Annotated in this window: 25 protein-coding genes and 1 tRNA gene; 1 reads left to right on the top strand and 25 read right to left on the bottom strand. The window is 70.3% G+C overall.

The window, feature by feature from the left end:
- Positions 1 to 47: 47 nt before the first annotated feature.
- The 20 genes from ACFYZS_RS02350 to ACFYZS_RS02255 form a co-directional block, all read right to left on the bottom strand.
- Positions 48 to 863: a F0F1 ATP synthase subunit delta gene (locus tag ACFYZS_RS02350; protein ID WP_376015865.1), complete on the bottom strand. Its 816-nt coding sequence runs from the start codon at positions 861 to 863 to the stop codon at positions 48 to 50.
- Positions 860 to 1,399 carry a F0F1 ATP synthase subunit B gene (locus ACFYZS_RS02345; RefSeq protein WP_030857149.1) on the bottom strand — a complete coding sequence of 180 codons (540 nt, stop codon included), beginning with the start codon at positions 1,397 to 1,399 and terminating at the stop codon, positions 860 to 862. Before ACFYZS_RS02345 ends, ACFYZS_RS02350 begins: the two co-directional genes overlap by 4 nt.
- Before the next feature lie 41 nt (positions 1,400 to 1,440).
- Positions 1,441 to 1,677, bottom strand: coding sequence for an ATP synthase subunit C (locus ACFYZS_RS02340; RefSeq protein ID WP_030153776.1), 237 nt, complete (start codon positions 1,675 to 1,677; stop codon positions 1,441 to 1,443).
- A gap of 76 nt (positions 1,678 to 1,753) precedes the next feature.
- Complete coding sequence (atpB, locus tag ACFYZS_RS02335; protein WP_099889435.1) at positions 1,754 to 2,578, bottom strand: F0F1 ATP synthase subunit A; 825 nt, start codon at positions 2,576 to 2,578, stop codon at positions 1,754 to 1,756.
- 225 nt (positions 2,579 to 2,803) lie between these two features.
- Positions 2,804 to 3,241, bottom strand: coding sequence for a hypothetical protein (locus ACFYZS_RS02330; RefSeq protein ID WP_366101089.1), 438 nt, complete (start codon positions 3,239 to 3,241; stop codon positions 2,804 to 2,806).
- 285 nt (positions 3,242 to 3,526) lie between these two features.
- Positions 3,527 to 4,849 (bottom strand): MraY family glycosyltransferase, encoded by a 1,323-nt coding sequence (locus tag ACFYZS_RS02325; protein ID WP_389005901.1) that lies wholly within the window; start codon positions 4,847 to 4,849, stop codon positions 3,527 to 3,529.
- A gap of 116 nt (positions 4,850 to 4,965) precedes the next feature.
- A complete protein-coding gene (gene glyA, locus ACFYZS_RS02320) occupies positions 4,966 to 6,195 on the bottom strand; it encodes a serine hydroxymethyltransferase (RefSeq protein WP_389005899.1) in 1,230 nt (409 codons plus the stop codon).
- A 252-nt stretch (positions 6,196 to 6,447) separates the two neighbouring features.
- Positions 6,448 to 7,137 (bottom strand): protein-tyrosine-phosphatase, encoded by a 690-nt coding sequence (locus ACFYZS_RS02315; protein WP_389005897.1) that lies wholly within the window; start codon positions 7,135 to 7,137, stop codon positions 6,448 to 6,450.
- The gene (locus ACFYZS_RS02310; protein WP_030153769.1) at positions 7,134 to 7,781 is read right to left on the bottom strand and encodes an L-threonylcarbamoyladenylate synthase; all 648 of its coding nucleotides are present in this window, start codon (positions 7,779 to 7,781) and stop codon (positions 7,134 to 7,136) included. Before ACFYZS_RS02310 ends, ACFYZS_RS02315 begins: the two co-directional genes overlap by 4 nt.
- A 49-nt stretch (positions 7,782 to 7,830) precedes the next feature.
- Entirely contained in the window at positions 7,831 to 8,676 is an 846-nt protein-coding gene (prmC, locus tag ACFYZS_RS02305) for a peptide chain release factor N(5)-glutamine methyltransferase (RefSeq protein WP_030153768.1), read from the bottom strand.
- Positions 8,677 to 8,749: 73 nt separating this feature from the next.
- Complete coding sequence (gene prfA, locus ACFYZS_RS02300; RefSeq protein ID WP_389005894.1) at positions 8,750 to 9,829, bottom strand: peptide chain release factor 1; 1,080 nt, start codon at positions 9,827 to 9,829, stop codon at positions 8,750 to 8,752.
- A 111-nt stretch (positions 9,830 to 9,940) separates the two neighbouring features.
- Positions 9,941 to 10,159, bottom strand: coding sequence for a 50S ribosomal protein L31 (rpmE, locus tag ACFYZS_RS02295; protein WP_030153765.1), 219 nt, complete (start codon positions 10,157 to 10,159; stop codon positions 9,941 to 9,943).
- Positions 10,160 to 10,349: 190 nt separating this feature from the next.
- Complete coding sequence (locus ACFYZS_RS02290; protein WP_389005891.1) at positions 10,350 to 11,450, bottom strand: LCP family protein; 1,101 nt, start codon at positions 11,448 to 11,450, stop codon at positions 10,350 to 10,352.
- A 372-nt stretch (positions 11,451 to 11,822) separates the two neighbouring features.
- Positions 11,823 to 13,913 carry a transcription termination factor Rho gene (rho, locus tag ACFYZS_RS02285; RefSeq protein WP_389005889.1) on the bottom strand — a complete coding sequence of 697 codons (2,091 nt, stop codon included), beginning with the start codon at positions 13,911 to 13,913 and terminating at the stop codon, positions 11,823 to 11,825.
- 426 nt (positions 13,914 to 14,339) lie between these two features.
- Positions 14,340 to 15,266, bottom strand: coding sequence for a homoserine kinase (gene thrB / locus ACFYZS_RS02280; protein ID WP_030295292.1), 927 nt, complete (start codon positions 15,264 to 15,266; stop codon positions 14,340 to 14,342).
- Positions 15,267 to 15,602: 336 nt separating this feature from the next.
- On the bottom strand, positions 15,603 to 16,673 hold the full coding sequence (thrC, locus tag ACFYZS_RS02275) for a threonine synthase (RefSeq protein ID WP_053784688.1): 1,071 nt from the start codon (positions 16,671 to 16,673) through the stop codon (positions 15,603 to 15,605).
- 6 nt (positions 16,674 to 16,679) lie between these two features.
- Positions 16,680 to 17,972 (bottom strand): homoserine dehydrogenase, encoded by a 1,293-nt coding sequence (locus ACFYZS_RS02270; protein WP_389005887.1) that lies wholly within the window; start codon positions 17,970 to 17,972, stop codon positions 16,680 to 16,682.
- A 158-nt stretch (positions 17,973 to 18,130) separates the two neighbouring features.
- Entirely contained in the window at positions 18,131 to 19,522 is a 1,392-nt protein-coding gene (gene lysA, locus ACFYZS_RS02265) for a diaminopimelate decarboxylase (protein ID WP_389005885.1), read from the bottom strand.
- A gap of 19 nt (positions 19,523 to 19,541) precedes the next feature.
- Entirely contained in the window at positions 19,542 to 20,594 is a 1,053-nt protein-coding gene (gene nrtL, locus ACFYZS_RS02260) for an ArgS-related anticodon-binding protein NrtL (RefSeq protein WP_389005883.1), read from the bottom strand.
- Positions 20,595 to 20,662: 68 nt separating this feature from the next.
- Positions 20,663 to 21,133 (bottom strand): response regulator, encoded by a 471-nt coding sequence (locus ACFYZS_RS02255; protein ID WP_389005881.1) that lies wholly within the window; start codon positions 21,131 to 21,133, stop codon positions 20,663 to 20,665.
- Positions 21,134 to 21,238: 105 nt separating this feature from the next.
- Here ACFYZS_RS02255 and ACFYZS_RS02250 point away from each other — a divergent pair.
- Positions 21,239 to 21,310: transfer RNA gene (locus ACFYZS_RS02250), tRNA-Arg, on the top strand.
- 212 nt (positions 21,311 to 21,522) lie between these two features.
- On the opposite strand, the gene ACFYZS_RS02245 is transcribed toward ACFYZS_RS02250, so the two are convergent.
- From ACFYZS_RS02245 to ACFYZS_RS02225, 5 genes are read right to left on the bottom strand one after another with little or no spacing between them, the layout of a single operon-like run.
- Complete coding sequence (locus ACFYZS_RS02245; RefSeq protein WP_389005879.1) at positions 21,523 to 22,896, bottom strand: tyrosine-type recombinase/integrase; 1,374 nt, start codon at positions 22,894 to 22,896, stop codon at positions 21,523 to 21,525.
- The gene (locus ACFYZS_RS02240; RefSeq protein ID WP_229345042.1) at positions 22,893 to 23,066 is read right to left on the bottom strand and encodes an AlpA family transcriptional regulator; all 174 of its coding nucleotides are present in this window, start codon (positions 23,064 to 23,066) and stop codon (positions 22,893 to 22,895) included. Before ACFYZS_RS02240 ends, ACFYZS_RS02245 begins: the two co-directional genes overlap by 4 nt.
- Positions 23,067 to 23,077: 11 nt before the next feature.
- Positions 23,078 to 24,472, bottom strand: a complete 1,395-nt coding sequence (gene repSA / locus ACFYZS_RS02235) for a replication initiator protein RepSA (RefSeq protein ID WP_389005877.1) — start codon at positions 24,470 to 24,472, stop codon at positions 23,078 to 23,080.
- A complete protein-coding gene (locus ACFYZS_RS02230; RefSeq protein ID WP_389005875.1) occupies positions 24,469 to 25,164 on the bottom strand; it encodes a DNA methylase in 696 nt (231 codons plus the stop codon). Before ACFYZS_RS02230 ends, repSA begins: the two co-directional genes overlap by 4 nt.
- Complete coding sequence (locus tag ACFYZS_RS02225) at positions 25,161 to 25,358, bottom strand: hypothetical protein (RefSeq protein WP_389005873.1); 198 nt, start codon at positions 25,356 to 25,358, stop codon at positions 25,161 to 25,163. The genes ACFYZS_RS02230 and ACFYZS_RS02225 overlap by 4 nt, the downstream gene beginning before the upstream one ends.
- Position 25,359 lies beyond the last annotated feature (1 nt).

Here is a 25,359-nt window from a genome sequence, read left to right as displayed (position 1 = left end):
GCCCAACCGGGCCGCTAGGAATGCTTTTGTTCTATTGCTGGCTGAGGTCAGCCGGCCATGCGGCGGGTCGCCTCGGCGAGGCGGTCCGCGATGGTGCCGTCGATGACCTCGTCGCCGACCCGCACCGTGATCCCGCCGAGGACCGCGGGGTCCACGTCGAGGTTCAGGTGCATCTGGCGGCCGTACAGCTTGGCCAGCACCGCGCCGAGACGCTGCTTCTGCACGTCGCTGAGCGGAACCGCAGTGGTCACGGTGGCGACCATGCGGTCACGGCGCTCGGCGGCGAGCTTGGAAAGGGACTCCAGTCCCGCTTCCAGGCTACGTCCACGCGGGTGCGTGACGAGACGCGCGACCAGACGCTCGGTGACGGCGTTCGCCTTGCCGCCGAGCAGGCTGCGCAGCAGCTCGTTCTTGGCGGAGGCGGTGGCGCCGCGGTCGGTCAGCGCGGCACGCAGCTCGGTGTTCGAGGCGACGATCCGGCCGAAGCGGAAGATCTCGTCCTCGACGTTGTCGAGCGCGCCACCCTGCTGGGCCGCCGTGAGGTCGGCGGTGGCCGCCAGCTCCTCCAGCGAGTCCACCAGGTCGCGGGACTGCGACCAGCGGGACCGGGCCATGCCCGACACCAGGTCGAGGGCCTCGCCGCCGACCTGGGAGCCCAGCAGCCGGCCGACCAGCTCGGCCTTGGCCTCGCCGGACTGCGCCGGGTCCGTGATGACCCGACGCAGCGAGACCTCACGGTCGAGCAGCGCGGTGACGGCTGCCAGCTCGCCGGCGAGCTTCGCCGCGTCGACGGACGTGTTGTCCATCAGCGCGTCGAGACGCTCGCGCGCGGAGGCCAGCGCCTCGCGGCTCGCTCCGTTCATCGGGCCGCCTCGGCCTTCTCCTCAAGCTCGCTGAGGAAGCGGTCGATCGTGCGGCTCTGGCGGGCGGCGTCCTCGAGGGACTCGCCGACGAGCTTGCCGGCCAGGTCGGTGGCGAGCTTGCCGACGTCCTGGCGCAGCGCCTGAGAGGCGGCCTTGCGGTCGGCCTCGATCTGGGCGTGGCCGGCAGCGATGATCTCCTCACGCTGCCGCTGGCCCTCTGCGCGCAGTTCTTCCTTGAGCGCAGTGCCCTGCTCCAGCGCTTCCTGGCGCAGGCGCGCGGCCTCGTGCCGGGCTTCGGCGAGCTGGGCCTTGTACTGCTCCAGCACGCTCTGGGCCTCGGTCTGAGCGGCCTCAGCCTTCTCGATACCGCCCTCGATCTGCTCGCGACGCTCGTCCAGAACCTTGTTGATGTTCGGGAGGAGCTTCTTCGCGAGGAAACCGAAGACGATGACGAAGGCGATCAGACCGATGACGAGCTCGGGGATCGGCGGGACGAGCGGGTTTTCCGTCTCGGCCGCGAGAACCAGGAGGTTCACATCAGTGCCTTTCGTCTAATCGGACTAGTGGTCGCGGTTCGTCAGCTGTAGACGAACGGCATGACCAGACCGATGAGGGCGAGCGCCTCACAGAAGGCGAAGCCGAGGATCTGGTTGGCGCGGATCAGACCGGCAGCCTCGGGCTGACGGGCGAGAGCCTGCGTGCCGTTACCGAAGATGATGCCGACGCCGACACCCGGGCCGATGGCCGCGAGACCGTAACCAACGGAGCTGAGGGAGCCGGTGACGCCATCGGCGGCAGCGAGGATCTGGGACATGCCAGTTCTTCCTTCTCTTTCACGGACCGGTGGGGGTTGGCCACCGGACGACAGGGGGTTTGGGGGAGGGCCGGACTCAGTGGTGCTCGGCGAGCGCGCCCTGGATGAAGCTGCAGGCCAGGAGCACGAAGACGTAGGCCTGGACAGCCTGGATGAAGAGCTCGAAGGCCGTCATCACGATGACCATGATGAAAGAGACGCCCGCGTAGGCGATCCCGATCCCGTTCAGCAGGTACCAGCTGGCGATGGTGAACAGCAGCAGCAGGGTGTGACCGGCGAACATGTTCGCGAACAGTCGGACCGCGTGGGTGAACGGGCGCACCAGGACGTTCGAGAAGAACTCGATGACCATGACCAGGGGCAGGACGCCGCCGAGCGACTTGTCGTAGCCCGTCAGGTTCTTGAGTCCGCCGACGAAGCCGTGACGCTTGAACGTCACCGACATCCAGATGAAGTAGACGATCAGCGCGAGCGCCGCCGGGTACGCGATGATCGCGGTCACCGGGAACTGGGCCACGGGGACGATCGACCAGACGTTCAGGACCCAGACGAAGAAGAACAGCGACACCATGAAGGGGACGTACTTCTCGCCCTCCTTCTTGCCCAGCGTCTCGTACACGATGCCGCGGCGCACGAAGTCGTAGCCGGCTTCGGCGACCATCTGCAGCTTGCCCGGTACGACCTTCGGCTTCCGGAACGCGGCCCAGAAGAAGGCGACGATGATCACCGAGCCCAGCAGGGCCAGCAGCATCGGCTTGTTGAAGTACGCACTGGTGGTGCCGGCTTCGCCCCACAGCGGCTCGAAGAGGAACGAGTGCAGGCCCGGGCCGGGGAAGCCACATCCGTCGAAGATGTGACAGTCGGTCTCGAAAGCGAGCACCTGCGTCAGGTCAGCACTCACCGCGGGCTCCTTCAGCGTGGCGCATAGGTACGGCAACCTCGTTGTGTCGGCGCGGCGCACAGCCGCTGTTCGGCACTGGACTGGTGTTACGGGTGTGGGGGCGGCGATCAGGCATCGAGCCTCGCGATGGAACAGGCGTCAGCTCAGATGCCCGCGCCCGCAATGCCGCAGTTGGCACCGGACGATAGCAGCATCTCGAACGCGCCCTTATTCCGGCCCTACCCCTCACGACTTCGGCCCCGAATTTTCGGGCTTGTCGCCCTTCGTCGAGTCCGGTTCGACGTAGAGGATCTTGGCCTTCATGTGAGCACGCGTCTGCGCGCCGATCCACACGAGGGTGGTGGCGACGAGCGTGATCGCGAAGGCCTTGGGGTTGAACAGCGTCGTGTTCTTGAACACGGCGACAAAGACGAACAGCAGCAGGATCTGGGCCGTGTAGAGCATCAGCCCCATGGCCTGGAACAAGTGCGGCAGTGATTTCGCGGTGCGTTGCAGAACGACGAATCCGATGCCCATGAACAGCATCACGACCAGCGTGGCGATGACTGCGCCAAGGGCCCCCTTGCCGCCTGCCACCACGGCACTGATGACGGCGGCGAGAGCGCCGGCGACAGCCGTGGGTACAGCGGCGTGCAGGAGGGATCGGACGTCATCTGACCGCATGGCGGTTTGCTCCGCGTGGTGGTGGGGGCACGGACTCGTACGGGAACTCGTACGGGACGAGCGTAAGCCCGGTCCGAGATCGAACCTCGGGCCGATGGGCCGTCGCACTACGGTCCTTCGGCTCTGTCGCCGGGTTTAGTGAACGGTATCACAAACTATTTGATGAGAGCTTTACCTGCGGAGTGTGCTGACTGTCACACATGAGAGCTAACCCGCCCGTGTGTGCGCGACAAGCCGTCGTTGTGTGTGGTAAAGGCGGTTCATGTCCGACATGTACCGCGGGCGTCAGCGCGTCGACTCGGCCTTACGCCGGTCGGGGAAGCGCGAACGGGGGCCTACCGCGGTCGCTCCGTTGACGCCCGAGACGCCGACCCGGATCGGCCCGGCGGGCTCCGGCTCGCGGCCGGAGGCGTCCAGGGCGGCCGCCTCGGCGGCGCGCTCGCGGTGCCGGTAGCGCGGCGGGACCAGTCCCTCCGCCCAGCGCGGTGCGCGCGGGGTGAAGCGCGGCAGGAGGAGCAGTACGAGGCCCGCCGCGCTCAGCGCGACGATGGCGAGCACGATCCACATCGAGGCCGAGTGCACCGAGTACGCCACCGCGCCGAAGGCGATCAGCCCCGACCAGAAGTACATGATCAGCACCGCGCGGCTGTGCGAATGCCCGAGTTCCAGCAGCCGGTGGTGCAGGTGCCCGCGGTCGGCCGCGAACGGCGACTGGCCCTTCCACGTACGGCGCACGATGGCCAGGACCAGGTCCGCCATCGGGATCGCGATGATCGTCAGCGGGAGCAGAAGCGGAATGAAGACCGGGAGCATCGCGTGCGTGGCGTTGCGCTCACCGCCGGCGAAGAGGGCCATGGTGTCCGGGTCCACCTGCCCGGTGATCGAGATCGCGGCGGCGGCCAGCACCAGCCCGATGAGCATCGATCCGGAATCGCCCATGAAGATCCGGGCCGGATGCATGTTGTGCGGCAGGAAGCCGAGGCACATGCCCATCAGGATCGCGGCGAACAGGGTCGCGGGCGCGGCCGCCTCGATGCCGTACCCGAACCAGATCCGGTACGCGTAGAGGAAGAACGCCGCGGCGGCGATGCAGACCATGCCGGCGGCCAGGCCGTCGAGGCCGTCCACGAAGTTCACCGCGTTGATGGTGATCACGACGAGGGCCACGGTGAGCAGGTTGCCCTGCCACTGGGTCAGCGACACGTTGCCGATGCCCGGGACGGGGATCCACAGGATGGTCAGACCCTGCATGACCATCACACCGGCGGCGATCATCTGTGCGCCGAGCTTGATCAGGGCGTCGATCTCGAACTTGTCGTCGAGGACGCCGATCAGCCAGATCAGGGCGGCCCCGGAGAGCAGCGCCCGCGGCTCGTTCGACAGCTCGAAGACGCCGTTGAGGTTGCGCAGGTGGTCCGCGACCAGCAGCCCCGCGCACAGTCCGCCGAACATGGCGATGCCGCCGAGCCGCGGAGTGGGCTCGCGGTGCACGTCGCGGGCGCGGATCTCCGGCATCGCACCGGCCGCGATCGCGAACTTCCGCACGGGCCCGGTGAGCAGGTAGGTCACCGCGACCGTGACGCAAAGCGTCAGCAGATATTCACGCACGGGCTGCCCCAGATGTATCGCCGGCCATCTCAGCCCCACACATTAGCTGCGATGTACCCCTCACCGAGGACGCGAGGGGGCGCTGTCCCGGTTGCGGTACGCCCCGCTTGCCCCTCTTACTCCCCGTACGGGGGAAATCCGAGCACCAGCTCGGACACCTCCGCCCGGATTTTGGCGCCTTCCCCGCGCAGTGCGGCGGTGAACAGCCCGGCGATCCGTGCCATCTCGGGCTCCCGCATGCCCTGGGTGGTGACGGCCGCCGTACCGAGCCGGATCCCGCGCTGGTCCCCGTACGGCAGGGCGCAGGTGTCGAGCACGATCCCGGCGGCGGCGAGCCGGCCGCGGGCGGTCGGCCCGTCCACGCCGAGCGGCGCCGGGTCGGCGGTGATCAGGTGGGTGTCGGTGCCGCCCGTCGTCACCGCGAACCCGTGGGCCGCGAGCGCGTCGGCCAGCACCCGCGCGTTGGCCACCACCCGGTGGGCGTACGTGGTGAACACCGGCGCCGCGGCCTCGCCGAAGGCCACGGCCTTGGCGGCGATGGTGTGCATCTGGGCGCCGCCCTGGGTGAAGGGGAACACCGCCCGGTCGATCCGCTCGGCGAACTCGGCCCCGCACAGGAGCATCCCGCCGCGGGGGCCGCGCAGCACCTTGTGCGTCGTCGCGCAGACGATGTCGGCGTAGGGGACGGGGCTGGGCGCGGCCCCGCCGGCGACGAGCCCGATCGGATGGGCGGCGTCCGCGATGAGGTACGCCCCGACCTCGTCGGCGATCTCGCGGAACACGGAGTACTCGGGGTGGCGCGGGTAGGAGATCGAGCCGCAGACGACGGCCTTCGGCCGGTGCGTGCGGGCGAGGTCCTGCACCTGCTGGTAGTCGATCAGACCCGTCTCGGCGTCGACCCCGTACCCGACGAAGTCGAACCAGCGGCCGGAGAAGTTGGCGGGCGAGCCGTGGGTGAGGTGTCCGCCGTACGGGAGCCCCATCGCGAGGACGGTGTCCCCGGGCCGCAGCAGCGCGGCGTACGCGGCCAGCACGGCGGAGGACCCGGAGTGCGGCTGCACGTTGGCGTGCTCGACGCCGAAGAGCGCCCGGGCCCGCTCGACGGCCAGCCCTTCGGCGAGGTCGGCGTACTCGCAGCCGCCGTGGTAGCGGTGGCCCGGATAGCCCTCGGCGTACTTGTTGGCGAGCGCAGAGCCGAGTGCCGCCAGCACGGCGGGCGAGGTGAAGTTCTCGGCGGCGCTCAGCTGCAGCGTGACCGCCTGCCGATGCGCCTCCCCCGCGAGCACGTCGGCCATCTGCGGATCCTGCTGCCGCAGCAGGTCGGAGGGCGGGGTGATGACGCTCATGGCGCGACTCCCAGTGGGCTGTCCTGAATAGCCCTACTCTAGGTCGCCACGTCCCGCTCTGCCCGTTTCGGAGACCGAGTCCCCGGGCCCGGCCGCCCCCGCGGGGTCAGCGGGGAGCGTTGACGCCCGTCAGGGCCGTGACCACCGGGTCCAGCGCCTGGTTGGCCCCTCCCGATCGCGTCCCTCGCACTGCTCGGCCCCCAGGGGCCTCTCAGGCTTCGCGCCGCCGCGCCGGCCTCCGGCCGGCCCCCGTCAGCGGGGAGCGTTGACGCCCGTCAGGGCCGTGACCACCGGGTCCAGCGCCTGGTTGATCTCGTCGCCGATGGAGCGGAAGAACGTGATCGGCGCCCCGTACGGGTCGTACACCTCGTCCGCGTCGGGCGACGGCGCCAGCAGCCACCCGCGCAGCGCCGCGGCGGCCCGCACCAGCGCGCGGGCCCGCTCCGCGACCCCGTCGTCCAGCGGCGGCAGGGTGGCCGGATCTATGGCCCGCACCAGCCGCGTGAACTCCTTCAGCGTGAAAGTCCGCAACCCCGCGGAATGCCCCATCGAGATGACCTGCGCCCGGTGGTCCCGCGTGGCGGTCAGCACCAGGTCGGCCCGTATGACGTGCTCGTCCAGCAGCTCCCGCCCGGTGAACCCGGTGGCGTCCGCCCCGAAGTCCGCCAGCACGGCCGCCGCGTTCGCCTCCATCGGGGCCCCCTCGTGGCCCCACGTCCCCGCGCTCTCCACGATCAGGTCGCCGGCCGGAATTCCGCCCAGCCGGTGCGCCAGCGCATGCCGGGTCAGCCGCTCGGTGATCGGCGAGCGGCACACGTTGCCGGTGCTGACGTGGAGGATGCGGAACGTGTCCCCGCCGGCACCCGCCGGGTGGGGGTCCCCCCAGCCGTGGTCGGCGCCGGAGGTGTGCCCGCTTGCTATGCCACGCCCCTCAGGGCTCACGGGGCCACCTCGAGGTCGGGTACGACCTCCCGCAGCTGCTCGGCGGTCAGCGCCCCCTCGCGCAGCAGGACGGGAACCTTCCCGGTGACGTCGACGATCGACGACGGCTGGATCCCCGGAGTCGGACCGCCGTCCAGGTACACGGACACGGAGTCGCCGAGCATCTCGCGCGCCGCGTCGCAGTCCTCCGGCGCCGGGTGCCCGGTCAGGTTCGCCGAGGACACGGCCATCGGACCGACCTCGGTCAGCAGCTCGATCGCGACGGGGTGCAGGGGCATGCGTACGGCCACGGTGCCGCGGGTCTCCCCCAGGTCCCAGGCCAGCGAGGGCTGGTGCTTGGCGACGAGCGTCAGCGCGCCCGGCCAGAAGGCGTCGACGAGCTCCCAGGCCTGCTCGGAGAAGTCCGTGACGAGCCCGTGCAGGGTGTTCGGGGAGCCGATGAGCACGGGGGTCGGCATGTTGCGGCCGCGCCCCTTGGCGGCGAGCAGGTCGCCGACCGCCTCCGCGCTGAAGGCGTCCGCGCCGATCCCGTACAGGGTGTCGGTGGGCAGCACGACAAGCTCGCCGCGGCGCACGGCGGATGCGGCTTCACGCAGACCCGTCTTGCGGTCCGTCGCGTCGTTGCAGTCGTATCGCCGGGCCATCAGCGGGACTCCTCGTGCAGCAGGGGGGTGGAGGGGTGGGTCGGGGGCGTCACGGCATGGCCTTGCGGGCGGTGGCGAAGCGCGGGCGGTTGTTCAGGTCGGGGTGGTCGGCGGCGTCGGCCCATCCCCGCTCCTCGGCGAAGATCCACGGGACCTGTCCGCCCTGGGTGTCGGCGTGCTCGATGACGACGATGCCGCCGGGCCGCAGCAGCCGGTGCGCGGTGCGCTCGATGCCGCGGATGGTGTCGAGCCCGTCCTCGCCGGAGAACAGGGCCATCTCGGGGTCGTGGTCCCGGGCCTCGGGGGCGACGTACTCCCACTCGGTGAGCGGGATGTACGGCGGGTTCGAGATCACCAGGTCGACCTGGCCGTCCAGCTCGGGCAGCGCGCTCAGCGCGTCGCCCTGGTGGACGGTGACCCGCGATCCCTCGGCGTTCTTGCGGGTCCACCGCAGGGCGTCCTCGGACAGCTCGACGGCGTGCACGCGCGAGCGCGGCACCTCCTGGGCCATGGCCAGCGCGATGGCGCCGGAGCCGGTGCACAGGTCCACGATCAGCGGCTCGACGACGTCCATCGCCCGGACGGCGTGTATGGCCCAGTCCACGACCGACTCGGTCTCGGGCCGGGGCACGAAGACCCCCGGCCCGACCTGGAGCTCCAGGTACCGGAAGAAGGCGCGGCCGGTGATGTGCTGGAGCGGCTCGCGCGCCTCGCGGCGGGCGACGGCCTCCCAGTAGCGGGCGTCGAAGTCCGCGTCCTTGACGTGGTGCAGTTCCCCCCGCTTGACGCCGTGCACGAAGGCCGCGAGCTCCTCCGCGTCGAAGCGCGGTGAGGGCACGCCGGCGGCGGCCAGCCGCTGGGTGGCCTGGGCCACCTCGGCAAGCAGCAAGTTCACGCTGGTCCTCCGGGCTGCTGTCGTACGGGGGTGGTGCGGGGGTGGTGCACGGTCGAGCGGGGTCGAGCGGGGATCAGTGCGCGGACGCCAGCTTGGCGGCCGAGTCCGCGTCGACGCAGGCCTGGATCATCGGATCGAGGTCGCCGTCGAGCACCTGGTCCAAGTTGTACGCCTTGAAGCCCGTCCGGTGGTCCGAGATCCGGTTTTCCGGGAAGTTGTACGTACGGATCTTCTCGGAGCGGTCCACGGAGCGCACCTGGCTGCGGCGCACGTCGGAGGCCTCCTGCTCGGCGGCCTCCTGGGCGGCGGCCAGCAGGCGCGAGCGCAGGATGCGCATCGCCTGCTCCTTGTTCTGGAGCTGGCTCTTCTCGTTCTGGCAGGAGGCGACCACGCCGGTCGGGATGTGCGTGATGCGCACGGCCGAGTCGGTGGTGTTGACGGACTGGCCGCCGGGGCCCGACGAGCGGTACACGTCGATGCGGAGGTCGTTCGGGTTGATCTCGACCTCGACCTCCTCGGCCTCCGGGGTGACGAGCACGCCGGCGGCGGAGGTGTGGATGCGGCCCTGGGACTCCGTGGCCGGAACGCGCTGGACGCGGTGCACGCCGCCCTCGTACTTCAGGCGGGCCCAGACGCCCTGGCCGGGCTCGGTGGCCCCGTTGCCGCCCTTGGTGCGGACGGAGACCTGGACGTCCTTGTAGCCGCCGAGCTCGGACTCGGTGGCGTCGATGATCTCGGTCTTCCAGCCCACGCGCTCGGCGTAGCGCAGGTACATGCGCAGCAGGTCGCCGGCGAACAGGGCCGACTCGTCGCCGCCCGCGCCCGCCTTGACCTCGAGGAGCACGTCCTTGTCGTCGCTGGGGTCGCGCGGGACCAGCAGCAGGCGGAGCTTCTCGGTGAGCTCCTCGCGCTGCGCGGTCAGCTCCTTCACCTCGGCCGCGAAGTCCGGGTCGTCGGCCGCGAACTCCTTCGCCGTCTCGATGTCCTCGGCGGACTGCTTCCAGGCACGGAAGGTCGCGACGATCGGGGTCAGCTCCGCGTAGCGCTTGTTGAGCTTGCGCGCGTTGGCCTGATCCGAGTGGACCGAAGGGTCGGCGAGCTTCTTCTCAAGATCGGCGTGCTCGCCGACCAGTTCCTCGACCGCCTCGAACATCGGGGGCTCCTGGGGTGAAAAGTACGAAAAAGGGCTGCGGGACGACAAAGGCGCCGGTCCGGCTGCCCCCGTGTGGACAGGGTGCAGCCGGAGTCCGGCGCCGGGGGCTCGCTACTTCGAGCCGGCAGCCTTGCCGAAGCGGGCCTCGAAGCGGGCGACACGGCCACCGGTGTCGAGGATCTTCTGCTTGCCCGTGTAGAACGGGTGGCACTCGGAGCAGACCTCGGCACGGATGGTGCCCTCGGTCAGGGTGCTACGGGTGGTGAACGACGCGCCACAGGTGCAGCTGACCTGGGTCTCGACGTACTCGGGGTGAACATCGCGCTTCAAGGTGTCTCCTAGATTCGGGAGGGCGCCGGGTCGCAGGAGCCGAATTGCGCACTGCGTGAACCGGGGCCGACAGACCAGTCTGCCAGGACCGGGCTGCCTGTCAAAATTCTGAGGACGCCTCCCTCAACGAGGAGGGTCGGACATCTATTCCACTCCCCCGAGGGAAGCGCCTGACCAGGCATTTTGCGGTTTACTGCACGATCTGCCCGGCGCTGCCCTTGTCGCCCATGGAGTTCGCGGTGGCCTCGGCGGGGACCGGCTGCTCGGCCAGCAGGGCGTCCCAGACCATCTTGGACTCCTTGGCCAGCGGGGCGACCCGGTCGGCGTCCCGGGGGTCCGGGCCCACGGGCAGGGTGATCATCTTCATGTCCTGGGCGTCGATGCCCTGGAGGCTCTGCGCGAAGCCCATCAGGGACTTCACGTCACCGAGGGACTTGTCGGTGGTGAGCGCCTTGGTGCCGGTGTCGGCGAGGTCGAGCAGCCGCTTGGGGTTGTCGAAGACGCCGATGCCCTTGACCTGCTTGATCAGGGCCTTCATGAAGGCCTGCTGCAGCTGTATTCGGCCCAGGTCGGAGCCGTCGCCGACGGTCTTGCGGGTCCGTACGAGGCCGAGGGCCTGCTCGCCGTTCAGCTTGTTCGGGCCGGCCGGGAGGTCGAGGTGGCTCCCGTAGTCCTTGATCGGCTTGTTGGTGGTCACCTCGACGCCGCCGAGGTTGTCGATGATCTTCTTGAAGCCCGTGAAGTCGACCTCGATGTAGTGGTCCATGCGGATCCCCGACATCTTCTCGACGGTCTTGACCGCGCAGGCGGCCCCGCCGATGGTGAACGACTCGTTGAACTGGGAGCGCGAGCTGCCGCGGTCGGTCTTGCCGTTGGCCGTCGTGCAGGCCGGCCGGTTGACCATGGTGTCGCGCGGTATCGAGACCACGGTGGCCTTCTTGTGGCCCTCGTAGAGGTGGACGATCATCGCCGTGTCGGAGCGGGCCGAGCCGCCGTCGTCCTGCCCGTACTCGGCATTGGCGCCGCCGCGGGAGTCGGAGCCCAGGACCAGGATGTCCATCGAGCCGTTGTCCACGTTCTGCGGGCGGTCCGTGCCGAGCGCCTGGTCGATGTCGACCGTCTTGAGGTTCCCGTTCAGGTGGAAGTAGAACCAGCCGAGACCCGCCCCGCCCAGCAGGACCACGCCCGCGGCGCTCCACGCGGCGACGACCAGGGCCCTGCGGCGCTTCGGCGGTTTCCGTCGGCGCCGGCCCGCGGCACGCCTGCCGCCGCCCCTGCTGTCCTCGCTCATGCTCTCCTCGGTCCCTGAGTACGTTCCCGGCCGGATGTCCGGCCCAGCTGCCTCCCGCACTGCCCTCTGACACAGACGGACGAATGTCCTCCAGGGTTCCACGGCCGGAAGGCACCTCCGACGGGGGCACTGCGGCGGCCGGGGCGGGACCGGCGGCCCGGACCCCGCCGGGCGCACCGCGCCCACCTGCGGTTTCCCAGGGGGACGCGGCGCGAGGCCGGAAGGTTCACGAAAGCGGCGGGTGTGGCGAAGCTCGCACCTGCGGCTACCTGCGGCGAGAGCGCGCACAAGCCGGAAAACACGGGACCGCCCCCGCCGCGGCTGCGGTGGGGGCGGTCCCGGTGATGCCGTGTACGGCGACGGATCGGCGGATCAGTCGTCGTTCTTGCCGGACGGGGTCGTCTTGGCGATCTGCATCAGGAACTCTGCGTTCGACTTCGTCTGCTTCATCTTGTCGAGCAGCAGCTCGATGGCCTGCTGCGAGTCGAGCGCGTGCAGCACCCGGCGCAGCTTCCAGACGATGGCGAGCTCCTCGCTGTTGAGGAGGATCTCCTCCTTGCGGGTGCCCGACGGGTCGACGTCGACGGCCGGGAAGATGCGCTTGTCGGCGAGCTTCCGGTCGAGCTTGAGCTCCATGTTGCCGGTGCCCTTGAACTCCTCGAAGATCACCTCGTCCATGCGCGAGCCGGTGTCGACGAGCGCGGTGGCCAGGATGGTCAGCGAGCCGCCGTCCTCGATGTTGCGCGCGGCACCGAAGAAGCGCTTCGGCGGGTACAGCGCGGTCGAGTCGACACCACCGGACAGGATGCGGCCGGAGGCGGGCGCCGCGAGGTTGTACGCGCGGCCCAGACGGGTGATGGAGTCCAGCAGGACGACCACGTCGTGACCCAGCTCGACGAGACGCTTGGCGCGCTCGATGGCCAGCTCGGCGACGGTGGTGTGGTCCTCGGCCGGGCGGTCGAAGGTCGAGGAGATGACCTCGCCCTTGACCGACCGCTGCATGTCGGTGACCTCTTCCGGACGCTCGTCGACCAGGACGACCATCAGGTGGCACTCGGGGTTGTTGGTGGTGATCGCGTTGGCGATCGCCTGCATGATCATGGTCTTGCCGGTCTTCGGCGGGGCCACGATCAGGCCGCGCTGGCCCTTTCCGATCGGCGACACGAGGTCGATGATGCGGGTGGTCAGCACGCCCGGGTCGGTCTCCAGACGGAGCCGGTCCTGGGGGTACAGCGGGGTCAGCTTCTGGAACTCCGGTCGGCCGCGGCCGGATTCGGGCGCCATGCCGTTCACCGAGTCCAGGCGCACGAGGGCGTTGAACTTCTCGCGGCGCTCGCCGTCCTTGGGCTGGCGCACCGCACCGGTGGTGTGGTCGCCCTTGCGCAGACCGGCCTTGCGGACCTGGGCGAGGGAGACGTACACGTCGTTCGGGCCGGGCAGGTAGCCCGAGGTCCGGATGAACGCGTAGTTGTCGAGGATGTCGAGGATGCCCGCGACGGGGATCAGGACGTCGTCGTCGGCGACCTGCGGCTCGTTCGGCGCGAACTCGTCGCGGCCGCGACGGCCACGGCGGTCGCGGTAGCGGCCGCGGCGGCCGCGACGACCGCCCTCGTCGTCGAAGTCGTCCTCGGGACCGTTGCCCTGGGGGCCCTGGCGGTCCTGGCGGCCCTGCTGCTGGCGGTCCTGGCGGCCGCCCTGCTGCTGGCGGTCCTGACGGTCGCCGCGGCCACCGCCCTGACCGGCCTGGCCCTGGCCCTGACCCGCCTGGCCCTGACCGCCCTGGGCGCCCTGGCCCTGGTCGTCGGCCTTGGCGCCGCGGTCGCGGCGGTCGCGCCGGCCGCCCTCGCGCTCGGTACGGTCACCGCGGTCGCGGCGGTCGCGCCGACCGCGGCCCTCGCCCTCCTGGGCGGGCGCGGAGACGGCGGTGGCGGCCTCGGCCTTGACCTCGGCCGGAGCGGTCGCGGTGGTGGTGGCGGTCTCGGTCTTGGCCTCGACCTGCACGGCGGCGGGGGCCGCGGTCTCCGGGCTGCCGGAGGGGGCCGTGGCCCGACGGCGGCGGCGCTCGCCGGCCGGGGCGTCGTCGGAGGCCGGCTGGCCCGGGATCTCGATCTGCGCCTGCGCGGCAGGCTTCTCGGCGGGCGCCTCGGCGGCGGCCTCACCCGTACGGGCCTTGCTGGTGGCGCGGCGCTTCGGCTTGGCCTCGGCGGCGTCGGCGGCGGGAGCCGCGGCCTTGGGGGCACTGCTGCCCGCCTGCGCCTCCTTGATGACCTCGATCAGCTGGCTCTTGCGCATCCGCGCGGTGCCCCTGATGCCGAGGCCCGACGCGACCTGCTGGAGCTCGGCCAGGACCATGCCCTCGAGGCCGGTGCCGGAGCGGCGACGCTTGGGGGCGGCGCCCGCGGCGGGGGCACTGGTGTCGACAGTGGTGTCGGCAGCGCCCATCAGATCGGTGGTGTCGCTCACGAAGGGTCCTTCCCTGGAGCGGACGTCGGCCTGTCTGGCTCGGCGACCGGTTGTGCTGTCCGACAGCAGTCCTAGGTGTATGGACTGTGCCGGGGCGGTGGTCCGCCGAAAAAAGACAACGGCGGAGAGAAACGTGCGTGGGTGGTTCCGGCGAGAAGCCCCCGAGCTGGAAGCGTGGGAATGTCACGCCGATTCCGGAGCGTGCTCGAAACTGCTGGAAGCGATCAAAGCAGTCGGGGAGGCTCCCGGAAGAAAGGTGGTCCCGGATGGGGACACTGAGCGCCGAGCCATGGCGGCTTCGGCTGCGCACTTGAGACTAACACTACCGGATCCAACAGATATTCCCCCTCTCAATCACCGGCAATCGCGCCTGCAGCGCGGGCGGCCTGCCCTGGCCGCCCGCCCCTGGCGGGTCTGCCCTACGGCCTAGCCGCCCTGGGTTCCCAGCGGCAGGACGCTTGCGCCCGCGGCGTCGAGGGCGAGCCGGTTCGCCGCCCACCCCTCGCCCGCGAGCTGCGCGACCTTGTCGGCCGCGCCGTTGTCGACCAGCGCGAGGACCGTGGGGCCCGCGCCGGAGATGACCGCGGGGATGCCGTCCGCCCGCAGCCGGTTGACGAGTGCCACGCTCTCGGGCATCGCCGGGGACCGGTACTCCTGGTGGAGCCGGTCTTCGGTGGCCGGCAGCAGCAACTCGGGACGCCTGGTCAGGGCTTCGACGAGCAGGGCCGCACGACCCGCGTTGACGGCCGCGTCCACGTGCGGGACGTTGCGCGGCAGCAGGCCGCGCGCGGTCTCCGTCAGGACCGGCTTGGAGGGGACGAAGACCACCGGAACGATGGAATCGGCGGGCTCCATACGGATCGCCTTGGCGCTGCCGCCGTCCATCCAGGCGAGGGTGAATCCGCCGAGGAGACAGGCGGCGACGTTGTCGGGGTGGCCCTCGATCTCGGTGGCCAGCTCCAGCAGGGCCGCGTCGTCCAGCTTGGCCTCTCCGCCTATGGTCACGGCGCGGGCGGCGACGATGCCGGCGCAGATGGCGGCGGAGGAGGAGCCGAGCCCGCGGCCGTGCGGGATGCGGTTGGCACAGACGACCTCGAGGCCGCGCGGCTGCCCGCCCAGCAGGTCGAAGGCGGTGCGCATGGAGCGTACGAGCAGGTGGCTCTCGTCCCGCGGGAGGGTGTCGGCGCCCTCGCCCGCGATGTCGATGTTCAGGCCGGAATCGGCCACCCGGACGACGACGTCGTCGTAGAGCCCCAGGGCCAGGCCGAGGGCGTCGAAGCCCGGGCCGAGGTTGGCACTGCTGGCGGGGACGCGCACCCGTACGGCGGCGGCGCGGAACGCTGGACCGGCCATCGTCCGATGACACTCCTTGTGACTGTGCGAGACGAGATCTTCGCTGGCTCGCTGCGAATGTACTGGAGAACGTACGACACCCGAAGGCCCACTGGGCAGCACCACGGTCATATGCGCGGTGGCGGATGTAAGTACAGCGTATCGAAGGAAGGTTCTCTCGCGACATAGGGCGCACAGGAGGCGCACGATGCGTGTCGGTGTCTTCCGGTGGATACCGCTGAATGCCGTTGACTTTTGTGCCGTACGGCCTGAGTTGCCGGATTCCGGAAGCCTGCGGGAGGCATTCCGGAATCCGGCAACCGGGGTACTGCGGGTCGAACCGCGGTCCGGCCGGGGTCAGACCAGGCCGAGGCGGACGGCCGCGGCTTCCGCGTCCACCGGGACGGTGACCGGCTGCGGAGCGCCGGCGACGGCCCAGTCGGGGTCCTTGAGGCCGTTTCCGGTCACGGTGCACACGATCGTCTGGCCGGGGTCGACCAGGCCCAGCTCGGCGGCCTTGAGCAGGCCGGCGACGGACGCCGCCGAGGCGGGCTCGACGAAGACGCCCTCCTGCGCGGCCAACAGGCGGTAGGCGGCCAGGATCTGGCGGTCCGTCACCTCGTCGATGAAGCCGCCCGACTCGTCGCGCGCGGCGAGCGCGTAGTCCCACGAGGCCGGGTTGCCGATGCGGATCGCGGTGGCGATGGTGTGCGGTTCCTTCACGATCTCGCCGCGCACGATCGGCGCGGAGCCGGAGGCCTGGAAACCCCACACACGGGGCGTACGGGAGGCCAGGCCGTCGGCCTTGTACTCCTTGAAGCCCTTCCAGTACGCGGTGATGTTGCCGGCGTTGCCGACGGGCAGCACGTGGATGTCGGGGGCGTCGCCGAGCGCGTCGACGATCTCGAACGCGGCCGTCTTCTGGCCCTCGATGCGCACCGGGTTCACGGAATTGACCAGCGCGACGGGGTAGTTGTCGGACAGCGCGCGGGCCAGGTCCAGGCAGTCGTCGAAGTTGCCGTCCACCTGGAGGATCTTGGCGCCGTGCACGAGCGCCTGGCCCATCTTGCCGAGCGCGATCTTGCCGCGGGGCACGAGCACGGCCGAGACCATCCCGGCGCGCACCGCGTACGCGGCGGCGGAGGCCGAGGTGTTGCCCGTGGAGGCGCAGATGACGGCCTTGGCGCCGTCCTCCTTGGCCTTGGTGATCGCCATGGTCATGCCGCGGTCCTTGAAGGACCCGGTGGGGTTCGCGCCCTCGACCTTGAGGTGGACCTCGCAGCCGGTGCGCTCGGAGAGCACCTGCGCGGGTACGAGGGGAGTGCCGCCCTCGCGGAGCGTGACCACGGGAGTCGTGTCCGTCACCGGCAGGCGGTCCCGGTACTCCTCGATGATGCCGCGCCACTGGTGGGTGCGATTGCTGCTCATGGGTCCTTACTCCCCTTCAACACGCATGATGCTGGCGACACCGCGCACGGTGTCCAGCTTCCGCAGTGCCTCGACGGTCCCGGAGAGGGCGGCGTCGGGCGCGCGGTGGGTGACGACGACGAGGGAGGCCTCGCCGTCCTTGCCCTGCTGGCGGACGGTGTCGATGGAGACACCGTGCTCCGCGAACGTCGTCGCCACCTGGGCGAGGACGCCCGGCTTGTCGGCCACATCGAGGCTGATGTGGTACCGCGTGACGACGTCGCCCATGGGGCTGACCGGCAGCTGGGTGTAGGCCGACTCGCCGGGCCCCGTTGCCTCGGCGAGCTTGTTGCGGCAGATGGCGACGAGGTCGCCCAGGACCGCCGAGGCGGTCGGCGAACCGCCCGCGCCGGGCCCGTAGAACATGAGCCGCCCGGCGGCCTCCGCCTCGACGAAGACGGCGTTGTACGCCTCGCGGACGGAGGCGAGCGGGTGGGTCAGCGGAATCATCGCCGGGTGCACGCGGGCGGTGACGGACTCGCCGTCGGCGGCGCGCTCCAGGATCGCGAGGAGCTTGATGGTGCAGCCCATGCGCTTGGCGGAGGCGAAGTCGGCGGCGCTGACCTCGGTCATGCCCTCGCGGTAGACGTCGTCGAGGCGGACCCGGGTGTGGAAGGCGATGCCGGCCAGGATCGCGGCCTTGGCGGCGGCGTCGTAGCCCTCGACGTCGGCGGTCGGGTCGGCCTCGGCGTACCCGAGGGCGGTGGCCTCGTCGAGCGCCTCCTGGTACCCGGCGCCGGTGGAGTCCATCTTGTCGAGGATGAAGTTCGTCGTGCCGTTGACGATGCCCATGACCCGGTTGATCTTGTCGCCGGCGAGGGACTCGCGCATCGGGCGGACCAGCGGGATGGCGCCGGCGACGGCGGCCTCGTAGTACAGGTCCAGCCCGGCCTGCTCGGCCGCGGCGTGCAGGGCCGCGCCGTCCTGGGCGAGCAGCGCCTTGTTCGCCGAGACGACGGAGATGCCGTGCTGGAAGGCGGTGGTGATGAGGGTGCGGGCGGGCTCGATGCCGCCGATGACCTCGATCGCGACGTCGATGTCGCCGCGTTTGAGGAGGGCGGTCGCATCGGTGGTGACCAGGGCGGGGTCGATGCCCTCGCGCACCTTGGAGGGGCGGCGCACGGCCACGCCGGCGAGCTCGACGGGCGCGCCGATGCGGGCCGTGAGGTCGTCGGCGTGCGTCGTCATGATGCGCGCCACCTCTGAGCCGACCACTCCACAGCCCAGCAGCGCCACCTTCAGCGGACGCGTACGCATCATTCGACCTACGCCTTTCGATCTTCCATCACCACCCGGCGTGCGGTATTGCGCGCCGGGTCTCAACCAGTCTCACTCAATGGACAGCACTTTCCATCCTCGGTCCATTGAGTGAGACACCTATTTTGGGGGTATGGGGGCTTCTCCCTGAAACAACCGGATCATCCGAGGTCGAGACGCAGGAGATCTTCCTCCGTCTCGCGCCGGACGATCACCCTGGCCTGTCCGTCGCGCACGGCGACGACGGGCGGGCGCAGGGCGTGGTTGTAGTTGCTGGCCATGGAGCGGCAGTACGCCCCGGTGGCGGGTACGGCGAGGAGGTCGCCCGGGGCCAGGTCGGCCGGCAGGAACGCGTCCTTCACGACGATGTCGCCGCTCTCGCAGTGCTTGCCGACGACGCGGACGAGCATGGGCTCGGCGTCGGAGACGCGGGAGACGAGGGTGACGGCGTACTCGGCGTCGTAGAGGGCGGTGCGGATGTTGTCGGACATGCCGCCGTCGACGGAGACGTACGTGCGCAGCCCTTCGAGGGGCTTGATCGTGCCGACCTCGTAGAGGGTGAAGGCGGTGGGGCCGACGATGGCGCGTCCCGGCTCGACGGAGATCCGCGGGGCGCGCAGGCCGGCCGACTCGCATTCGCGGGCGACGATCTCGTGCAGGGCCTTGGCGATCTCGTGCGGCTCGCGCGGGTCGTCGGAGGGGGTGTACGCGATGCCGAGGCCGCCGCCGAGGTCGATCTCGGGCAGCTCGACGCCGTGCTCGTCCCGTACGGCGGCCAGCAGCCGGACCACGCGCTTGGCGGAGACCTCGAAGCCGGCCATGTCGAAGATCTGCGAGCCGATGTGGGAGTGGACGCCGAGCAGCTCGAGGCTGTCGTGCCCGAGGGCGCGCCGTACGGCTTCGGCGGCGGAGCCGTCGGCGACGGCGATGCCGAACTTCTGGTCCTCGTGCGCGGTGGCGATGAACTCGTGGGTGTGCGCTTCGACGCCCACCGTCACGCGGATCTGGACGGGCTGGCGCACGCCCAGCTCGCGGGCGATGTGCGCGACGCGGGCGATCTCCTGGAAGGAGTCGAGCACGATCCGGCCGACGCCGGCGGTGACGGCCCGGGTGATCTCGTCGACGGACTTGTTGTTCCCGTGGAAGGCGATCCGCTCGGCGGGCATGCCCGCGGCGAGGGCGGTGGCCAGCTCGCCGCCGGAGCAGACGTCGAGGTTGAGCCCCTCCTCCCGCAGCCACTTCACGACGGCCTTGGAGAGGAACGCCTTGCCCGCGTAGAACACGTCGGCGTCGGGCCCGAAGGCGTGCGCCCAGGCCCGGCAGCGCGCCCGGAAGTCCTCTTCGTCGAGGAAGTACGCGGGTGTACCGAACTCCTCGGCGAGCGCGGTGACGGGCATGCCCGCCACGGTCACCACTCCGTCGCCGTCGCGCCGTACGGTCCGCGCCCAGACCTTCTCGTCGAGCGCGTTGAGGTCGGCGGGCGGCGGGGAGTAGTGGCCCTCGGGCAGGACGTCGGCGTGGCGGGGCCCGGCGGGGTGCGCGGAACGGCTCATCGGTATCTCTCTTCGCAGATCACAGGCAGTCAGGTGCATCCATGCCGAGAAGGGCCAGGCCGCCGGCCAGCACCGTCCCGGCGGCTTCGGCGAGAGCCAGCCGGGCGCGGTGGGCGGCCGAGGGTTTCTCGTCCCCCTTGGGCAGGACGCAGTGCTGGAAATCGAGCAGCTCGTCGGCGAGGGCGACGAGGAACCGGACGAGCCGCTCCGGCGCCCGCCGGTGCGCGGCGGCCTCCAGTACGAGGGGGTACTCGGCGAGGAGGCGCAGCAGGGCGGGGGCGGCGGCCGCGCCGGGGGCATCGACTTGACCGGGGGCGTCGGCCTCACCGGGGGCGTCGGCCTCGCCGGGGGCATCGACTTGACCGGGCTCGGCGTGGAAGCCGAGGCGGGCGGCGCCGCGGCCCAGGGCCTCGGCGCGGGCGTGGGCGTAGCGCACGAGGAAGAACTCGCTGGACTCGTCCTGCACCAGGAGCCCGGGCCCGAACTGGGGGGTCTCGCGGGCCGGAACGGCGAGCACGGCCCAGGTGGCGGCGTCCCGCCCGTAGGTGGCGACCACGTCCCCGTCGCGGCGCGCGACGGGGGCGACGGGGGCGACGGCGGGCGGCGCTCCGCCGTCCTCCCGTCCCTGGCTGCGCAGGATGCGTACGACGGCCTCGTGGACGGCGCGCTGTCGGAACCCGGCGGTGGGGGGCCGGGGGAAGGGCTCGGCTTCGACGGCGTCGTCCGCGTACCCGTAGCGCGGTCCGCGCGACAGCACTTCGCGGACGAGCCCGGCGGCGCCGCGGGGGGCGAGGGTGAAGTTCAGGAACCCGGCGCCGGTGATCTCGACCCGCTCGAGCCCGGGCTCGGCGGCCAGGCCTGCGGCGATCACCCGGGCGACCTCGGCGGGGGGCCGCCCGGCGGTCCGGGCGACCTGGAAGGCGAGGGGGGTGGCGTAGTCGCCCACTCCCCCGGGCCGGGTCCGCTCGATGACGACCCGCTCGGGCACGTCCGCCCCGGCCGGCAGCTCCCCGTCCTCGACGGCACGGCGCACGGCGCGTGCGACGGTGCTGGAGAGGTCGGCGGGGGTCACGGGACCAGCCTAGGGGAGAAGCCCGCCCATCCCGCGAACGGTTTCGCCATGTGAACAGGTGCCCGGCGCTACCCTCTCCCCCGCCCGGCCGGCGCACCCTTCCGCTCGCGCCGGTCCTTGCGCTCGATGAGCCGGCGTACGACCCGTACGAGCTCGGCGGGCTCGAAGGGCTTGGCGAGGAACGCGTCCACCCCGGCCTCGATCCCGGACTCCACCTCGTACTGCGTACAGGCGCTCACGATGGCGAGGGGCAGATGGCGCGTGCGCGGATCGGCGCGCAGCTGCGCGGCGGTCCCGAACCCGTCCAGCCGGGGCATGACCACATCAAGGGTGATCACATCGGGACACACGTGATGCACGACGTCCAGGCACTCGGCACCATCGTTCGCGGTCACGACCTCGAAGCCCTCCAGCTCGAGATTGACCTTGATCAGCTGCCGGATGACCTTGTTGTCGTCGACAACAAGCACCCGGCCCGAGGCGCCTGGCACAACTCGAGAGTAGGTCCGCCTAAGCCCCCGCGTCCGGGTTTTTGCCACTTCCACCCCCTCCGAGCGACCCACGCCCCCCGACCCCGTAAACGGTTCCTGATCACCCCGTGGAAGCTGGTAGTGTTCAACCCGTCGCCGCAACGCGAACGACACGCCCCCGTAGCTCAGGGGATAGAGCAACGGCCTCCGGAGCCGTGTGCGCAGGTTCGAATCCTGCCGGGGGCACTTCGCAGGAAGTGCCCAAAGACCCCGCCATCAGCGAGTTCGCTGAGACGGGGTCTTCGCGTATGTGCAGCCATACGCCAGGCCATGCAGCCCCATGACAGCCCCTGCGGCCTATTCGCGGCCTGGACGCCTCCACAACTCCCCAGGTCAGCCTGGGAAACACGAAGGCCCCCAGGTTTCCCTAGGGGCCTCGGGCCACAACGGCCCACCTCTCACTCGTACTCGCGCAGCAGCTCCTCGATGCGCCGGTTGCCGACCTCCTGCCGGCCGTCGAGACACTTGGCGTACCGGCCGAGCAGTACCTCCACGCTGTTCCCGGCTCGTGCCGCAACCTCGGTCGGGTCGACACCGGCGTTGAGCCAGGTGGAGAGCGCGGAGTGCCTCAGGTCGTATGGGCGCCGCGCGAGCGGAGAAGCTACGGCGGCCGGCGGCAGGGCCAGGAGCCGCGCCTCCTGCCAGGCCCGGTAGTACGTGGAGGAGGACACCACTCCCCCGCCCTCGCTGAAGAAGAGTCGCCCGTCCTCAGCGGTCCCGAAGGTGTCGATGTGCTCCTGGAGGACGGAGACGAGCTGGGGCGGGATCGGCACGCGCCGTACCTCCTCGGCGGGCCGGTTCTTGAGCCCGCGGTCGTCATGGCTCAGGCCGGAATCGGTCCACTGTCGCCCCACACTCGGTCGGGACCGGTTCAGTAGTGCCTCTCCCCAGCCGCAGGCAGGGAGGGTGAGATCCGACAAGGAGAGCCCCACTGCCTCGGCGGGCCGGAAGCCTCCGAAGTACATCCCGGCGAAGAGCCCGACCAGGCGCCGGCCGCGGGCCCGCTTGAAGCCGCCGACATAGGACACCGCGCACAGCAGTGACCGCGCCTGCTCCGGATTCGCCACGACACGGGGATCCACGTCGTTGGCCACCTTCGGCTTCTGCCAGCGAACAGCACCGAGCGGATTCTCCTGGAACTCACCGAGATCAACCGCGTAGTGCATGGAATTCACCAAGGTGCGCCGCTTCCGGTGAACGGTTTCCGCCGCGGCAGCTGTTCCATCCAGCTTGATCTTGAGGGAGTCGAGCACTGCACGCCCCACGACGGGATCCGCAAGATCTCCGAGGGGACGAGAGGCCTTGGACACCCAGTGAAGCGCGTTGGCGATCTCGTCCGGGATTTCTCGATCATCAGGCCCCGGTATGACGAATGCCCAGTTGCGCAGCGCTCGCCGGAGAACTCTCTCCTCGGGGCGACCGGGCCGGTCGTCCAACAGGGCCAGCGTGACGGAGGTCAATGATTCGTTGATCCCGTCACGGGTGTTCGGGGCGGCATGCGGCCACTTCATCGCGAGGTACTGCAACGCGAAGGAGTACCAGCTCAGGGACGCCTTGCGCTCTGCCATGGAGTCGGGAAGGCCCGAAACCGTGTCGAATTCCTCGCCGTCGCGCGTGGCGCGAAGCAGCTTCGACCTGAAACTGTCAGCGAGCGCTTTCGTCTTACGTGTCTCAGAGAAAGACAGCCCGGCAACCTTCCATCGCACCTCATAGGAGGGCCGTTTCCCGGGCTTGACCCGAATCGACCAGACCCGAACATCGGTGGACTTCACGCGGCAGCCCCTTCCCGGCTCCGAAGCCAGGCATGAAAGTCACTCCGCCAGACACGCAGCTCTCCGTTCGGCAGCGTGAATGCCTTGGGCGCCTTCCCGAGTTCACGCCACCGGTAGAAGGTCCGCCGCGAAATCCCCTTCAACTCGGATAGGACCTCCGCCGTGGTCATCAGCTCGTCCTTCACGTCACGTCTCCTTCCAAATCGAGCAGGGCTTCGCGGGCGGTTTCACGGTTGAGCCGGATGTCGCGGCGGATGTTGGCGGCGAGCCAGGATTCACCGGGTGTGGAGCCGTGGCCGGCGTAGGACCAGTGAGCGACGACGAGGAGGGTTGCTTCCGGGTGGTCGTCGAGGTCGGGCAGGCCGAGGGAGGCCCGTTGTTGGGCGGCGCGGTAGTCGGCGCGGACCTGACGTAAGGCACCAAGGGTGGTCGAGTAGCGGCGGGACTTGGTGGAGAAGTGGCCGCGGAAGCCGAGCATGTGCGCCCAGGCCCGCAGGCGCCGGTCCGGGTAAGCCCGGTCAAGGTCCATGCAGGCTTCCATCAGCCGCCGCGGGTGGTCAGGTACGCCGAGGAGGATCAGCGCTTCTTTGTTGCCCACGGGGTGATCTACGGTGCCGGTCGTCTCGGCGGCCTTGGTCGCGTACTTGGCGACATAGGAGGCGACCGCCTGCTCCGTTAAGTCTTCTCCCTTCCCAAATGCGCTGATGGGCTGAACGTCGACCTGCTCGCCCCACTGGAGCACCCAGTCGTTCTCGAAGCCGTGCTCTCGGCTGGCGGGCACGACGACGCGGACGCGTGCAGCGGCGGCCCGGATTGCTTCGGTGAGCAGGGTGAGAGTGGCCCAGGCTGGCGGCGGGGTCTCAGGCCCCTTCGGTCCATCGAAGCGGATCACTGCATGGAAGTGCACGGCCCCGCGCTTCTGGTACTCGGCGACCTTGCCGAATGAAACGCGCGACTGTTCGCGCGCTGCTTTCTGTGTCAGGCCGGCACGGCGGGCGATCTCTCGGCGGAGGTAGATCGTGAAGTAGCGCCACAGCTCGGAGGCGTGGTTGTTCCACAGCACCGCGCCCGCGTAGTCGTACGTGGACGGGTCGAGCGGGGTACCCAGTTCGGCCGCATTCTCGTCGTGCCGGGTGCCGCAACGGCAGGGGCGGGTGCCGGGGCGGTTGTGGACGGGGCCGAAGGACGGGGCGGTCAAGGTGGCGAAGACGCGGGGGTGGTCGCGAATCGTCTCAGGTGTGCCCTTGCGGGGGTCACCGATGAGGCCGGAGCGGATCAGGTGGTACGTGTCTCCGGCGTACGTCCAGGCGCAGGCGGGGCACCGCGATGCCCGGCGATTGCCGCAGGCAATGCGGAGAACTCCCCCTGGTTCGGAGTCGGTGTTGTACGCGTAGAGCACGGTCTTGGTGGCGGGGTCGAGGATCTTCGTGCCGCCATCGAGTCGGATGGGTGCGGTGCATCCTCCGGTGCGGCGAATCTGTTCGTGGAGCCGGTCGAAGTCGGGAGCACCGGCCAGCCTGAGCAGATCGCTCAGGGTGGCCGGGTCCAGGCCCGCCGCGGTGGCGGTGTCGTTCACGCGAGGAACTCCTGCCGTGCGGTCAGGAAGGCGGTGCCGATCCACTGGGCGTAGGCGGGCGGGATGGCTTCGGTCAGTTCCGTATGGACGTCGGTCCAGGTGATGCCCATGGCGTCCTGCATTTCGGGCACGGTGGCCTTGCCGCCGCCCTTGCCGTAGGCGGCCACATAAGGGCCTTCGCGGCGGACGCCGTGGCGGTGGCCGCGCACGTATCCGCGGTGTCGCGGGTGGGCCGGCTTCGCGGTGGACCAGTTGCCGAATTCGAAGTTGCGGTGTCGTAGGACGCCGAGGCCGAACATTTCGCCGCACAACGTGAGGTCTTTGCGGATCGCGGCCCGTCCGTTGGGCTGCTCGATCACGTACGGCAGGCCGGAAGCGTCGAGGAGCTCACGAGTGGGGGCGACAAGGTCGGTGTGCGGCCCGCCCCATCCCTGGGACTGGTTGGTGCCGACGGTCAGGCCGCACCGGGCCTGGCACGGCGGCGAGGCGTGCACGAGGGCGTACTCCGCGATCGTCCCCGTAGTGATCAGGTGAGCGAGGTATTCGAGGGCGTCGCCGCGGTGGTAGGCGAAGGGGTAGCGGGGGCGGTCAGCAATGTCGCAACCGTCGACCGCAAAGCCCGCCCGGTGATAGCCCACCCCAGCTCCGCCGGCACATGAGAAGAGGTCGAGGACCCGGGGCCGGTTGGTCATGCGGAGCCACCTTCGATGTGCGCGGAGCCGTGGTTGGCGTCCCAACCCGCGATCAGGGCGCCGACCTGTGCGTCTCCCTTGGCGGTGGCAGTGGCACCGCAGTGGCAGACGGCAGAGGCGGTGGCGGGCTCGGACGGGGAGGGCTTGCTGACGTGCAGACCGGGCGTGTTGGCCGTGGGCGCGAGGTTCGACACG

This window comes from Streptomyces sp. NPDC001903, assembly GCF_042891345.1.
Lineage (GTDB): Bacteria > Actinomycetota > Actinomycetes > Streptomycetales > Streptomycetaceae > Streptomyces.
Note: the sequence above shows the minus strand (reverse complement) of the source record. Positions and strands in the feature narration are given on the sequence as shown.